Origin of the sequence: Carnobacterium sp. FSL W8-0810 (genome assembly GCF_038007125.1) — a bacterium.
GTDB lineage: Bacteria > Bacillota > Bacilli > Lactobacillales > Carnobacteriaceae > Carnobacterium_B > Carnobacterium_B inhibens.
Genome location: NZ_JBBOWO010000004.1, coordinates 18,337 through 34,005, shown reverse-complemented (window position 1 = coordinate 34,005; position 15,669 = coordinate 18,337). Strand labels below are relative to the sequence as shown.

Here is a 15,669-nt window from a genome sequence, read left to right as displayed (position 1 = left end):
CCTCCTTCAAAAAAGTGTCCACCTATGAATGCATAAGTGGCACTCTTTAAAAATTTTATTCGTCAGCTAATATATCTTCAACTTGATCAGCAATATCTTCTGCAACTTCATCAGTACTTTTTTCGCCAGCAAAAACTGGAATCAACTGTTCATTTTCGATATTTTCCCATCTAGTTGTTTGGTTAGTGTAGGGTTTAATGACACCATATTCCATTTGATCAATAAAAATCTGTGTATTAAATTCTGGATAAGCCTCATTAAAAGTTGTGTCTATCCCTTCTAAAGCAGGTATAGCACTTCCATTTTCTCCTTGAATTTTCATTGCTTTTTCAGAAGAAAGAAATTCAACAAATTTTTGTGCTTCTTGAGGATATTCAGTATTTTCTGCAACTGAATTAGCTAGCCCATTGAAAATAGTTGCTTGTTTTTCTCCTTGAGGTAGTGGTGCTACATCTACATTTTCTGCTGTATATTCATTATTAGCCATTTCTGCAGTCATCCATGAACCAAAGAAAGCCATTGCTCCTCTACCTGATTGGAAAAATGTTAAATTGCTATTGTCTGCAAATTGGTTTTGGGTCGGAGAAACATTATGTTTTACACTTAAATCTGCATACCATTGAACTGCTTCAACTGTTTCTTCATTTCTAAATCCTGACTCTGTTTTATCTTCTGATATCACATATCCGTCATTTTGATAAATAAAGTTATGATAACCTTCTTGACGATTTAAAGGAGCCAAAATCCCATAAACTCCTGCTTCTTCATCTGTCAATTCTTGAGCAGCTACTAATAAATCGTCCCAAGTCCAATTTCCATCTGGATATTCTATTCCCGCTTCATCAAATAAAGCTTTATTATACCAAAGTCCTATCGTATCGTAATCTTTAGGCACACCTAATAATTTGTCTTCAGCTGAGTAAAGTTCAACTAATTCTTCTGGAAATTGTTCTATACTTACATTTTCAGAATTCTCAAATGTTTCTGACAAATCCATAAGTACATTACCTTCTGAATAATTAGCAATTTCATTTGAATGCATCCAAAATACATCAGGCATGCTCCCCCCTTGAGCTGAAGACTCCAGTTTAGTCCAATATTGCTCCCAAGGTGTTACTTCAACATTTACTTTAATCTCTGGATTTTCTTCTTCAAAAGCATCAGCTATTGCTTGCATACCCGGTTCTTGTATTGCATCCCAAATACTGTAAGTTAAAGTAACATCTTTTCCATTTGCTGTGCTATCTTCATTTCCACAAGCTGCTAAAAATAATGATAAACCTAATGTTAAAGCAATTTTTCTTTTCATGCCTTTTTTTGTAAACATATTCTTATCTCCTTTTTATTTAATGAAATAATCAACAAAATAGTATAAGTCGACATACTGTACTATTTTGTTGATTTTATTTGAAAACGCTTTATTATCTTTGTTGTTGTTATCTTAACAAATAATTATGGTTAAAAAAATATATCTAGTCTTCTTAAAGCATACAGTATTATAGATTCTTGAATAAAGTTAAATTGACTAGTTATTAGCTAATAACTTGCTTTTCAATATAAAAATTAAAAAACTGAGACAGTATCGCCTCAGTTCCTCATATATAAATAGTACTTACTTTACCTCTTTTTAGTCATTTTTTTATATTCCGTAGGTGTCATGCCGATTTTCCTTTTAAATACACGGGTAAAGCTTAGTGAATTCTTATATCCTATCTTTTCCGCAACTTCCCTAACATTAAAATCAGTTGTCTCAAGATATTCTCTACTTTTTTGAATACGATAATCAATTAAATATTCATGCAGGGTTCTTCCAGTAGTTTTACGAAAAATAGACGTTAAATAAGAATCATTCAGTGAAAGATAATCAGAAATGTCGCCAATCAAAAAGTCTACATTTTGATAATTTTGTTTGATAAAATTAATAGCATCATAAGTATATACAATTTTTCTATTAATTTTTTCAATTGGCTTCATCGTATTATTTCGTGTTTTAGAATCTAAAAGCGAAATTAACCAATAGAGCATCCCTTGTAATTGTATACGATTCTCATGCTCAAACGGTTCCATTCCTACCATATCTTCAATAAATAAATTTGACTCATCAAATTTATTTATTGATCCAATTGGTATTTGTCTATTCACCCCCATAGAGGCTAATATAGCTTCTGCAACCCTTCCATCAAAACCAAACCAAATATATTCCCATGGATCTTCTTCATCAGCTTGATAAAATGTTTGTTCATCAGGAAAGATAATAAAAAATTGGCCTCTAGAAAGATTAAATTTAGATGTTTCTGTTTCAAAGTATCCTTTACCATTTAAAATAATATGCATCAAGTAGTATTCTCTTATATTTGGGCCAAAATTATGGTTTGGAGCGCACTTTTCTCTTCCTTTAGTAATATAATACAAATCTTGATATAATTCACTTTTTTGAAAGAAATCTTCATCCATTATACTCTCCTCCAACTTTTTTATAGATCGGTACTTGATATTGTAAATATTTCAATGTGTTATATGGCAGTTATTATTAAAAATAACATTCTATTTTATTATAACTTAAAGATATTACTCCAATTGTAAAATTAAGCTAGGTAAATAAAAGAACCATTTTGGTACACTCCTATATGTTTCCGAGTAAAGAAGACATATAGGAGTGTACCTCAGATGAACTAGAACAATGATTTACAATGTCATTAACTTGTTGAACTATCAAACACCATTGAAAGTATTTTTGAATTACATGAGTCAAGCTATTCTGTCTAGCATAATTTGACTCATGTAATTCAAAAATTATTAAGTCTTCATATTACAATCCCTCAAACTTAATTTGTTTTTTCTCTATAACATGTTTTAAAATTTATCTACAGTATAACAAAGTTACTTTTCCTTAATTAGTTACATTGATAAGAGATCGTTCTTGTTATTTAAGTTAGATAATCACTAAAAGTGGTTGAACTAATGGTTCTCATTTGCTAGCCGAGGTGAGAGAAAGTGGTGAGATGAGCATAGTTGTACCCTAGCAAAGCCTAAAAATATATTTAAGCTGAACTAGAGTACGAATGTGTCTTTTATGTATGTTCTAGCCTCGGATCGAGTCGGAGCCTGCTTCACATGCTATATCGTCGGTGTTATTGTCTCAACACGCTTAAAACACTCTTAAAATCCACCCTAAGAGTATTGTTTTAAGCTACCAGTCTAAATCAGACCTGGATTACCGCCCCCACCAGTTCAAATCGGTCGTGGTCACCATTCAGAACAATAGAGGATATAGCGACCCTATTTGATTGTTCCTAGCATTCCTTATTGCAGCGGCGTATGCTTAACCTGTCTACTTAAATGCTGTCACGCACACAGCTTGGCTCCTGTGTTGGTAAAAAGCCAATTGCCATTTGTCCAGGTGCTTGGTATAATGACAATACATAAATCAGAATAATTTGTTGTCCTACGAACGCCAATTCGTGGGGCTTTTTTTTTATTTAATTTTAGTGTTATATCGAGCCTAACGTACTTGAAATGTGATGTAAATGCTTTTTTCTATTAACAAACTATACAACAGTATACTAGTATACTGCATAAAACAAACGTTAGTATACCAGTATACTAACGCGTAGTTTGTTTGAAGGTTTTTACATGTTAAAAAAACTATACAAAGGTATACTGGTATACTATCGTATAGTTTTCATAGGATTTAATCGAAAACAATTTATAGGAAAATGTTACTTTGTCAGTGATCTTACTTAATTATAAGGATAATGCACAAGTACACTAGTATACTTATCCGTTGGTATACTGGTATACTTGTGCGTAGTATACCAGTATACCAGTATACTTTTTAACTTAAGCACAAGTATACTGGTATACTTGTGCTTATATTTCATTTTTGTTACATCTACACATAAGTAACTTTTGCAGTAGTATACCGTTGCATATTATGTTTGTAAATGGTAAAATTTATACATAAGTATACTTATGTATAAATTAGGAGGTAAACAAATGAACGGAAAAGTTTATGTTGTTGGAAACTTTAAGGGCGGGGTTGGCAAAACAAAAACCGTAACTATGCTGGCATATGAAGCAGCTACATATTTAAAGGAACGTATCTTAGTTATTGATATGGACCCTCAAGGCAATGCTACTAGAGTGCTTGCTAAAACTGGAAATCTTGATAACATATCAAAATCAATTACTGATGGTTTTCGAAATGGAAACCTTACCGATGAAATCGTTCATGTCATGGATAATTTAGATATGATACCAGCAAATACATCATTTAGAAATTTATCAAAGATTCTTTTTGATAAATACCCAGATAATGAAATAGCTCAAATTTCTTATTTAAAAGAATTAATTGAGCCCTTCAAAAATAGTTATGATCGTATTTATATAGATGTTCCACCCACGATATCTGATTACTCAGACAATGCTATGATAGCTGCCGATTATTGTATTATTGTTCTTCAAACCCAAGAACTCTCATTAGATGGAGCCCAAACATATATTGCTTACATGCAATTTTTATCAGAAAACTATAATGCCCACTTACAAGTTGTTGGAATTATTCCTATGATGTTAAGACAAGGTGGACGAGTGGATACTAGAGTTTTAGATCAAGCAAGAGAAATGTATGGCAGCAATGTTATTGATACTATTGTAAATTACCAAGAACGTTTAAAAGTATATGATGTAGAAGGTGTTCACATGAACACTAATGCAAATGGAAAAGTAGAAATGTGGGATGGAAAAGCTCACCAAATTTTCATAGATGTTTTAAATGAATTGAACGACCATGAAGCGTATTTAGAAAATATTTAACTGCTTAGAATGGGAGAAGGGAGTATTTTATGAGTAAGTCATTTGAACCAATTATCAAAAGACAAAAAAGTAGTCTCCAAGAAAAAAATGTATCCATAAAAGGAACTAATGACTTTGGAAGATCACCTATCCATTCACCAAATGACCTTCCAATTGAAATCAAAAAAACACAAATTCAAAAACAATTTAAAGTACAAGAGAAGAAGGTACCCGAAAACTTTTTTAAAGCTACAAAAACAGCTAAATTATCTCCTGATGTATTACTAAGACTAAATACATTAAAACCTTTTATTGAAGAGTTAGAAGAAATGGATAAATCAACTGTAAACGATATGATGCAAATGCTAATTGAAAGTTATGTAAACGCACGCTTAACTAACCGTCAAAGAGAGGGTTACAATCAAATGTACGAACATCTTTACGAGCATTCAAAAAAATAAGTTTGCAGAAAATAAGTTAACTATACAAAAGTATACTAGTATACTTTTGTATAGTTAACTTTAAAGATCCGTAGATAACAAAAGACTTTTAAGCTTAGAATTTTAAAAATACTCACACAGACACTGTTGAATAGCTTGCGTAAGTATACTTTTGTGTAGATATTAAATGTAGGAGGCCTCCAAATGAATAAATTTTTCAAATCCATAACTAGCGACTACTTTGAAGACATTTTAGTACGATTAGCTCATCATTCGGCAGGGATTGAGGGAAATACAATTTCTCTACCTGCTACCGTTTCTATCATTGTAAATGGTACTTTACCAATTAGTTCCGGCGCTACAGTTAGAGAATTTTATGAGATTGAGAATCACAAGCAAGCTTTTGATCATATGATAAATCATTTAATAAATGAAGAGTCCCTTTCTATCACAATTATTAAAGAGATACATGCTGATTTAACAGATCGCTTACAATACGATAAAGGTCAATTTAAAAAGAATGAAAATATGATTTTAGGTGCTGAATTTCAAACAACTTCACCAGAAGAAACGCCCTTGTTAGTCTCTCAATTAATTGATAATTTAAATTATCGTTTAAGCATATCTAAAAATAGTGAAGCTAAATTAACGGCTATTTTGGATACTCATATTCAGTTTGAACGGATTCATCCAGTCTCAGATGGGAATGGCCGAACTGGTCGAATGATGATGAACTATTCTTTACTACAAGAAGGGTTTCCTCCATTAATTATTGAAAAAGAGACAAAAGCACAGTATGTTGAACTATTAGCAACTCAAGACGTAGATTCCTTTTTAACTTTTGCTAAATCAATCTTAGATAAAGAAACTAAACGAATGATAGCATTTAAAAATATGGATCAAGAAAAAATCAAAGAAATTGAAGAATAAGCTGTTTAGGCTTTTATTCTTCAATTTTTTTGATTTTTAGTGCCTCTCAGAAGCATTTTAAGGACGTTTCAATTTTTTTAGTGTGTAGTTATGTTTAAAGGAGATTAATTAAGTGATTAATCTGATTCCCAAATACAAGTGTTTTTGGTAATCTTTTTTAAAGAAATTGAAATAGATAGAAATCCTTATAAAACCAGATTTTATAAAATTACCAAAACTTATTCCCATAATTACTCACAAATACCTTTACAAATAGTACGACTAATATTATAGACCTTTAAAAGTTGCTAATTTAAGTCTATAATAAGTATCGAGTAAGGATACTGAATTTAGGACGGTGGAACTGCTGTCTAATCAACACTTTATCTACTTCTAAGACCAGCTGCAGCTATTAGCATAATAGTTGTCATGTAATGTTAGCTAATCGGCAGCTTATCGTATATTGTAGGATAGGAAGAGTACCTTACTCTTTTATTTGGAGGAAATTATATGAATTTGAAAAGTTTGAAAAATTTTGAAGACGTTGCAACCATGTTAAATGTTACTAAAGAAGAATTGAAAGACATTATCGTTTACAACAAACGAAAAAATTATACTGAATTTGAAATTTTGAAGAAAAATGGTTCTAAAAGAAAAATACATAAACCATCAGACTCTTTGATGGTAATACAGATAAAACTAAAAAATATAATTTATGAAAATTTTTCTTCTCATATTAATGCACATGGATTTGTTCCAGAAAAAGATATTCTTACTAATGCACAGATTCATATTGATAGAAAATATATTATAAACCTTGATCTAGAGAATTTTTTTAAAAATATCTCTTATGGACGTGTGAGTAATATGTTTATTCGTTATTTTAAATTAAATCTAAAAGTTGCTTATACTCTAGCAAATATTTGTTGTCATCCAGATGGTTATTTACCTCAAGGAGCTCCTACATCTCCAATTGTTTCTAACATTATAGCAAAAACTATGGATAAAGATTTGACAAGTTACGTAAGAAAAATGCCCACAGCTAGGTATTCTAGGTATGCAGATGATATAACTCTTTCATCTAACCTACCATTCACAAGCCAAATCATGGAATACAAGAGTGAATTACCTGTTTTATCAACTCATTTAACAAAAATTATAACCGATAATGGTTTTATTATTAATAATGATAAAGTAAGATTTCAAAGATATACAGAACATCAAGAAGTTACTGGTATAACAGTAAATAAAAAATTAAATGTACGAAGAACATACATACGTAGAATTAGAGCTATGCTTCATTCTTTGGAGCAAAATATTGATAACTTAGATATACCTATTCAAAAATTTAAAGAACAATATCCATTTAGAAATAAAAAATACTCTGATAAAATAGATATGTTTAAAGTACTAAAAGGTATGATTACACATGTAGGACACGTAAAAGGATCCACTGATTCTGTCTTCATTAAGTTAGCGCTTAGATTTAATAAATTAGTTGTTGACATTTCAAGAACTAAGATAAAGCCCATTAAAATAGTGTTATCTAATAATTTCTATGATGATAACGTTTTCATTGTTGATAGCGGTGATAATGATATATTCTATTTTGACAAAAAATCTAATATGTTAGATACAGCCTATGGCCAAGGTACTGCATTTTATCTACAAGGTGTTGGTTTAATAACTAATTATCATGTATTAGAATATGTTATAGATCTTATTGAACTTGGTATGAATATTATTGGTAAGGAATACAATATTAGGTATTTTAAGTGGAATAGCTATCAAGTGTCTTATTTTGCTAAAATAATATATTATGATATTGAAAAAGATATTGTTATTCTAGAACCCGAGAATATTGATATAAATAATGTAGGTATAATAGCTTCAAATGAGTCTATAAAAAAAGATGATTTTGTTCGCTTATTAGGATTTCCTGAATATTCTTATAACGATGAAATAAAAATAACTGATGGAAATATAGATAGGAAAGTTCACTATAAAAAAAATATCAGGTATGAGATATCTCAAAATATTTTTGAAGGAAACAGTGGCGGTCCTGTGGTAAATTCAAAAGATGAAGCAGTTGGAATTGCCGTTCGTGGCACTTCTGTTCCGCCGCAAATTATACCAATAGAAGAAATAAAAACCTTAATTTCAGAAAAAGAAAAAAAATAATATAAAAAACAGGCAGGTCACGTATCTTATAAAGATTAGATACATGACCTGCCTGTAAAATAATTCTCAAATTTTATTATTCTCCTACCATTCCATCACCATCGTTATCACGCATGTAAATATAAAGCCAGTGGTCTTTTGTAATAGGCATAGAGAAGCCAGCATCTTTTGCTTCTTTAATTGTTACCATTCCATTATTATTTGTATCGACTGAAGAAATGTCTCCACTAGGTTTTTCTGGTTCTACAATAGAACTTTCTGATGAGGGTTCACTTTCAGTTGACTCACTTGTTGTTAACCCTTGCTCTTTGTTGTATTCATCAGGATTTCCGTTCTGAAATTCGTCAACAATTTCATTCCCAAGTATAGTATACGTATACCTATACTTGCTTGGAATCTGTGTTTCAGTGTCAGAATAAGTGATAATGGCCTCAAAGTTTGTCGCTCCGCCTGCTTGACGAATATTTCGTTCCATATAGGCCTGATCCCCATGTCTATTCAATACACTATCTTGTGGAGTGATATTGTAGGCGTTAGACACCCCACCCAAAGAATCCGCAATAACGTGTCCTTCGTCTAGGGTAGAACTTTCCACTCCAGGAACTTTCGCTTCATCAGAATAATACCGGCCATCGGATGTAACAGGTTCAGTAGTGTCCTCTTGAAGGATGATTTCGTCTGCTATTACACGCACAAGTTGTCCATATTCATTGGTAAATCCCCAATACTCTCGATCATCAAAACCAATATTAACACGTACATTTGGTTCTCTATGCCCTGATAAGTCGCCACCGTCAACACTAATCGTTTTGTAGCCATCTATCGGTTCCTCTGATGCTACTTCTTCAGTCTGGCTTTCCTTAACGGATTGTTCTTTTGTACCTTCAGTTTGACTGGAAGAAGCTGCTTCAGAACTGCTCTCTTTTTTTACTTCTGTACTCTCACTCGTTTGACTACTCTTTGCTGTTGTTTCTGTGCCTAAATAACTTTCTTCTGTTCCATTCTCTTCTACTAAAGGACTACAAGCCCCTAGCAAAAGAGAAGTAGCAATCAAAAAGGAAAGTATGTGTTTTTTGACAATCATTTCATTGCTCCTAAACGTTGTATATTTTTCATTTTTAAACGCTCGTTAATTAACGAACGTTTATTTTATTCATTTATTTCTAGTCTTACGTTGTTAAACTAAGGTTTGCGTAAAGGTAAAATCGTTTCGCTAATCATATCTGCAACAGCGTTCTTTATTTCTCTCCAATACGTTAACCGTTTTACAGGATTTTCTGTCGTAGCTTTATATGCCTCATAATCACTTGTTCGTTTTAATTCAGATTCCCCGTTTTGTCTTTCTTTTTTAGGGTTATAATGATTGACGTAAAAAGTTAAGACGCTCTCTTTCATCGCCCATTCTTTTGAAAGACGATTTACTTGGTAAGCGATCGCTTCTTGAATCATTTCTTCCAATAGACTAGAGACTTGCTTGCCACGGTACTGTTCTGGTTCTTCTTGAATATCTTTCCATAATTGTTCCATTAACTCTGCAAGTTTTGGATTAGTCCGTTTCAAATCGTTGATGTAGCTATCAATTTCTTCTGAATCAGACTCTAGTTCGGAACTGATTTCAGATTCTATATATGTTGGAACCAATGCCTGAATCAAGAGCAAAATATACTCATAATTGATATCTTCTGTTTTAACAGATTCTAGCTCATATTCCATATCCATATCTATTGGGTCGTCTATTTTTTCAGGATCATCTGGTTTTATTTCTATTAGGACGTTTTCATACTTTCCATGGTAGTGTTCTATCTCTTCTACTGTGACTCGATACTCTTTTTCTAGCTCTGCTTCCTCATATTCCGTATACACTTGAATAGCCGCAAAAGCTTTGTCTACTTCTTGAAAGGCTTTCGCATACTTTTTCTTTTGTCCTAAACTTAATTTATCCACAAATTCTGGTGAAGGAGCGATTTTTCTTAAGCCTACTAAAGCATCTTTAAAGGCCTGATGGGCTTCTTCGAAGACGGGTGCTAATAACTCGTTCTCTCCTCCATTTGAATACAGCACAAGAGCATCCTTTACTTTCTGCGTATATAAAGCAGGGGTTTGAAACGTAACAACTTGTCCAAAATGTTTAGAACGATCAAATAACCGATTGGTTCTTGAAAAAGCTTGAATCAAGTCATGTGGTTGCATCGGTGCACGATCAATAAAAAGCGTTGATAAACAAGGCGCATCAAATCCTGTTAACAAACGATCCACTACAATGACTAAATCCAATTGTTCTTTTCTAAATAAGTATTTTTCTTGCTTTCGTGCTAAACGATCATTGACGTTTTTATTGTACGCCCGCATGGTCTCGATAGAAAAGTAGGTATCAAACATCTCATTGTAATCTTTAATGGCTTCCGTCATCTTATCTTGATTAGTAACAGACGTTTCCTCGTTTTCAGAAATCGAATAAGTAATCGCCACTCTTGGAAAGTTAGGTAAAACACTTTTGGTTTTATCATGAATCGTTACTGGTGTTTCTTCAGCAACCACTTTTTTAAACAACTCATAGTAACGTTGGGCTTGTGCAATAGAAGATGTCGTTAACACAGCATTGTACGTTTTACCTGGACCATTTTGAAAGCCTAATTTTCGTCGAGATTTGTTTACAATCGAATGAATGACTTCTAACATGTGCTTTTCATCTTCATAAACGGATTTTGGAATCATGCGTTCCTTTTCTTGTTCAGATAAACTCGCTAAGTCTATACTTAGATCTAGCTTTACTATCAAATCGTCTAACTCATCATCTGAAAAAGTACTTTTGTATTCAATTTGAAAGCCTAAGACAGCTTTGTCGTGAATCGCTTCTTTAACGGTGTATTCATGTAGGCTGCTGCCATATTGTTCTTTTGTTGTGCGCGCTAAGTTTCCTAAAGCTTGTTTGGCGTTTTCAGCAAAAATAGGCGTACCAGTAAACCCATACCAAAGAGACTGATAGAAAAATTGTTCGATTTCTTTCTTCTTTTGTGGGGAGACTGCACGGTGGCATTCATCAACTACAAAAGCGATATGCAAGTGTTTTAATTTTTTATATCGTGGAGTCGATTCTTTTCCTTCAAATCGTTTCATAACATGGTTTAATTTTTGAATCGTCGTCACAATGACCGAGCGATCAGCTGAGAGTAATTTTTTAATCAAATCACTGACGTTATCCGTCTCGTCGATCTGGACCACATCATTTTCTGCATAAGAAGTAAAAGATGAAGTGGTTTGTTGGTCTAAATCGACACGGTCAACGATAAAAATGGTTTTATCTAATGAGGGAATTTGCAACAAGTTACGAGCTGCTTTATACGACGTCAACGTCTTACCTGAACCCGTTGTATGCCAGACATACCCTGATTCTTGTCGTTTTGAGGCTTGTTTAATCGCTTCAATAGCATGTATTTGATACGGTCTTAATAAAATCAGCGCTTTTTTATCGCTATCGATAACCGTGTATTGAGTTACCATCTTATGGGCTTGTGGAATCGATAAAACGTGTTCAGCAAAGTCTAAATAACTCGTAATAGGGTCATTTTTTGAATCCACCCAAGTCGATAAAAATTGCTCATTTAATTTTGTATCTTGTGCAGCAGCTATGTAGCGTGTATCGCTGCCATTCGATACAATAAACATTTGAAGCGCTGAAAATATCCCGTTAAACTTGCCTTGTATTAAGTACTTTTTAATCTGTCTAAAAGCATCCATGTAAGAATGGGCTCTATTTTTTAGTTCAATATGAATCAGCGGCAAGCCATTGATCAACAACGTGACGTCAAAACGTCGATCACGATCGTCTGCGCTTTGTTTAAAACTCTGAAATTGGTTAATCACTTCATAAGAAGACATGCCACCCGCTATATCTGCTCGGTTTAATACTTTCAAACGAACTGTTCCAAGAGACGCATCTTCGCGTTGGACTTGGACTTTCGCAACGCCATTTTCACCAGCCAACCATTTAGCTGCGTCATAGAAGTTCGCAAAGGTTAATTGGTTTTGAACCTGACGGAATTCTTGTTCCGTCAGGTTTACTCCATTTAATACATCTTTATTGTTTCGTTCTAGTTTTTCTCTAAGGTTCACCCATAATTTTTCTTCTGTGTTTAAGTCTTTTCGATAGGTCCATTGCGAATCTCCACTAATCAATTGGTTAATGAGATTTTGTTCCAACTCTGATTCAGAAGTAAACGTGATAGCCATCCACTCGCCTCATTTCCTTAGTCTTAAACAAACATTTTTTGTAGCATTGCTTTCTTCAGTTCTCGATAGGTTTCTAATTTTTTTTCGTGAAAATCAATAGTCTTATCTAGTTGTTTGAAGAATATACTAATTTTTTGTTGTTCTTTAAGTTCTGGTACCTTGATTTTTATTTTTTTTAACATAGGGTATTTTAAATTCCAAGTATCAGACGTTAGACCTTGAGAATTTGCTTGAAAAGTTTGAATTATACTAGGTAACTTAAATAAATAAGAAATAAATAATGGAGACACATTTTCTTTAGGAATTATAATCGTATACGCAGGACTTACTATACCTGTATATTTAGATAATCCACTTGCACCTTGCCACATGCGCATCGAATTATATGCAATATCACCTTTTTCAACTTTTTTGTAATTCGATTTATCTTTACTTGAGTTATCTGTTCTTTTTAGATCTGCTGCTTTTACTACTCCAAAATTAGTCGTTACCGAAATTAATTCTCCTTCTCCTGAACGTTCATTTCTTTCAATAAGAAGATTTTCTATTTTGTCTTCATTCCATTTACTAACAAACCCAGCAAACCTAACTCTTGGAACACTTTCTCCTTTTTGCGGAAACATCTTTTGCAGCATAGCTTTTTTCAGTTGCTTATGGTCGTTAAGAAGTTGTTGCTGAAGTGTTACGATATCATCTAACTGTTTAAATAGATAACCGATTTTAATTTGTTCTTCCAGTGTTGGAACTGAACAAGGCGTTTCTCTTATAGTCTTCAATCCTAAATTTTTAATAGTTGATCCAGTAAGATTATTTAAGAAATGACTTTTTATTTTATTTGTTTGAAGTAATTGATACATAAAGTTTTTATTAAATCTAGTAACTTCTAAAAAAGAAGTACTCTTTCCTAACATGATTTTTTCACCAGCATAATAAGCTAGGTTGCCTATAGTACCATTTATAGACATTAATATTGTGTTACTATTTAATAATTTATCTTTCTTTGATTGTTGTTCCTCTTGTACAAATTTTGTTTTTTTAGTGATAACAATTTTTCCATTTACTAAATTGTTTCCATTTATAAATGCTATATTTCCTTTCTCAGAATATTGAGGAGTACCATGAAGTCCATCACCAATTCTAGACGTTCCATCCCCTAACTTTACTCTTTCCCAATCCAAATTAAATTTATCAAACCTGATTTTAGGAGTCTGCTTTTCTTTATTCAACATTATCACCATCATTCATCAACTTCGAAATAAACTCCTGCAATTCCTTATCTGCATCTTCTGTTGTTCCATGCAACTCGTTTAACATACCAAATAACTCACTTTCCGCATGAGCTAAGTCTTTTTTTGTTTGTTGAATCGTTGTAGAAATCGTTTCTAACGGAATGTCTTCCTCTTCTTCAAAGGTATCTACGTAACGAGGGATATTTAAGTTGTAGTCATTTTCTACAATCTCTTCAAATCCTGCTACATAAGCATACTTCTCTTTATTTTCTCTTTTAGCATAAGCTTCTAAGATAGTATCAATATGTTCATCCGTTAAGGTATTTTGATTCTTTGCTTTTTCAAATCCTTGAGAAGCGTCAATAAATAAAACATCTTTAGTTGGACGGTCTTTCTTCAAGATAATAACAGTCGTTGGAATAGACGTATTAAAGAAAATATTAGCGGGTAAACCAATAACCGTATCGATTGCACCGTTCTCTAATAATACTTTACGGATTTTTCCTTCTCCACCACCTCTAAAGAGTACCCCATGTGGCAAGACAATCGCCATAACACCAGAATCTTTCAGGTGATAATACCCATGCAATAAGAAAGCAAAGTCTGCTTTTGATTTTGGTGCTAATACTCCATAGGTTGAAAAACGAACGTCTTCTAAAAAGCCTTTATCCGCTGACCAATTGGCGGAATAAGGTGGATTCATAAGAACAGCATCGAAGTTGGTCGGCTCCTCTGTTGGCCAGTCTTGATCCAACGTATCCGCATTACGAAGATCTTGATTTGCTGTTGATACACCATGAAGAATCATGTTCATTCGTGCTAAGTTGTAAGTTGAGGTATTGAGTTCTTGTCCAAAGTAAGAAATCGTTCCAGATTCATTCGAATATTTTTTGGCATTTAATAATAAAGAACCTGATCCCATTGTCGGATCATAAACAGAAAATCCTTTTTGATTTTCTTTTCCTTGTAGAACGATTTGAGTCATCAATTTTGCAACAGGTTGAGGCGTATAAAATTCTCCCGCTTTTTTACCGGATTCAGAAGCAAATTGACCGATTAAGTACTCATAAGCATCCCCTAACACATCCCCTGCATGACCAGCCATATTAAGAACAGATAATTCTTTCATAACATCCGCAATCGTTTTGTTTTGTTTTTGTGGCGATACGCCTAATTTTTTAGAATACAAATCAATGTCTTCAAAAAGGTTTTCAAAAATTTCGCTAGATTGCTCGATATCGCGAAATCCTTGTACTAAATCTTCTAATTGAAAAGAACCATCATGAATAGCGTTAACTTGTGCTGTAAACGTTAATTGAGGTTCAATAGTATAAGAAAATTCATCTTGCAATTCTTCTAATAGATCTTCTTTTATGTCACTATCTTCACAGGCTTTTACATATAAACGTTGAGCTACTTGTAAATCTTCTGTTTCTTCTTCTAGTAATACTGACACATAGCGAAGCATGTTATCTGAAAGGTATTTATAAAAGACCAATCCTAATAAATAACTTTTATATTCGTTTGCATCCATTTTTGAACGCAAGATATCCGCTGAATTCCATAGAGCTTGATACAAAGTTGTTGAGCTTTTTTCTATTCTCTCTGTCATTATGTAAGTGTCTCCTCTTTAATCTAGTCTAGTTTCATTTTCAACTCTTTATTAATTCGATAAATTACATGCCTTTTTTTTCTGTTTATTCTATATATATATTTAATTAAATAATCTACTCGCTTCTACTATTATAGCTCTCATATGTAGAAATAAGAGTAGTTTTTTTATTCTTTTTAACCGATTGTTTTTTTATGATAATTTCTACGGATTCTAGCGTCGATGTTTTATCAAAATTTTGATAATCACACAAAAATTACCAGCTTATTTCTTA

10 protein-coding genes are annotated in these 15,669 nt (G+C 32.7%); 4 read left to right on the top strand and 6 right to left on the bottom strand.

Annotated features, from left to right (window positions below; genetic code table 11):
- Positions 1–55: 55 nt before the first annotated feature.
- Entirely contained in the window at positions 56–1,327 is a 1,272-nt protein-coding gene (locus tag NST49_RS12240; RefSeq protein WP_341049022.1) for an ABC transporter substrate-binding protein, read from the bottom strand.
- 290 nt (positions 1,328–1,617) lie between these two features.
- Positions 1,618–2,454: an AraC family transcriptional regulator gene (locus tag NST49_RS12235; protein WP_341049020.1), complete on the bottom strand. Its 837-nt coding sequence runs from the start codon at positions 2,452–2,454 to the stop codon at positions 1,618–1,620.
- Between the two features lie 1,542 nt (positions 2,455–3,996).
- Between NST49_RS12235 and NST49_RS12230 the strand changes: the two genes are divergently transcribed.
- The 4 genes from NST49_RS12230 to NST49_RS12215 all read left to right on the top strand — a co-directional run bounded on the left by NST49_RS12230 (position 3,997) and on the right by NST49_RS12215 (position 8,324).
- Positions 3,997–4,815: a ParA family protein gene (locus tag NST49_RS12230; protein WP_007723335.1), complete on the top strand. Its 819-nt coding sequence runs from the start codon at positions 3,997–3,999 to the stop codon at positions 4,813–4,815.
- 29 nt (positions 4,816–4,844) lie between these two features.
- The gene (locus tag NST49_RS12225; protein WP_034536146.1) at positions 4,845–5,255 is read left to right on the top strand and encodes a hypothetical protein; all 411 of its coding nucleotides are present in this window, start codon (positions 4,845–4,847) and stop codon (positions 5,253–5,255) included.
- Positions 5,256–5,438: 183 nt separating this feature from the next.
- On the top strand, positions 5,439–6,164 hold the full coding sequence (locus tag NST49_RS12220; protein WP_341049014.1) for a Fic family protein: 726 nt from the start codon (positions 5,439–5,441) through the stop codon (positions 6,162–6,164).
- A 489-nt stretch (positions 6,165–6,653) separates the two neighbouring features.
- Entirely contained in the window at positions 6,654–8,324 is a 1,671-nt protein-coding gene (locus NST49_RS12215; RefSeq protein ID WP_341049012.1) for a reverse transcriptase domain-containing protein, read from the top strand.
- A 76-nt stretch (positions 8,325–8,400) separates the two neighbouring features.
- Here NST49_RS12215 and NST49_RS12210 read toward each other — a convergent pair whose 3' ends face one another.
- From NST49_RS12210 to NST49_RS12195, 4 genes are all read right to left on the bottom strand, one after another.
- Positions 8,401–9,408 carry a DNA/RNA non-specific endonuclease gene (locus NST49_RS12210; protein WP_341049010.1) on the bottom strand — a complete coding sequence of 336 codons (1,008 nt, stop codon included), beginning with the start codon at positions 9,406–9,408 and terminating at the stop codon, positions 8,401–8,403.
- Positions 9,409–9,506: 98 nt separating this feature from the next.
- Entirely contained in the window at positions 9,507–12,548 is a 3,042-nt protein-coding gene (locus NST49_RS12205) for a type I restriction endonuclease subunit R (RefSeq protein ID WP_445662734.1), read from the bottom strand.
- A 29-nt stretch (positions 12,549–12,577) separates the two neighbouring features.
- A complete protein-coding gene (locus NST49_RS12200) occupies positions 12,578–13,783 on the bottom strand; it encodes a restriction endonuclease subunit S (protein ID WP_341049006.1) in 1,206 nt (401 codons plus the stop codon).
- Positions 13,773–15,395: a type I restriction-modification system subunit M gene (locus NST49_RS12195; RefSeq protein WP_341049003.1), complete on the bottom strand. Its 1,623-nt coding sequence runs from the start codon at positions 15,393–15,395 to the stop codon at positions 13,773–13,775. The genes NST49_RS12200 and NST49_RS12195 overlap by 11 nt, the downstream gene beginning before the upstream one ends.
- Positions 15,396–15,669: the final 274 nt, after the last annotated feature.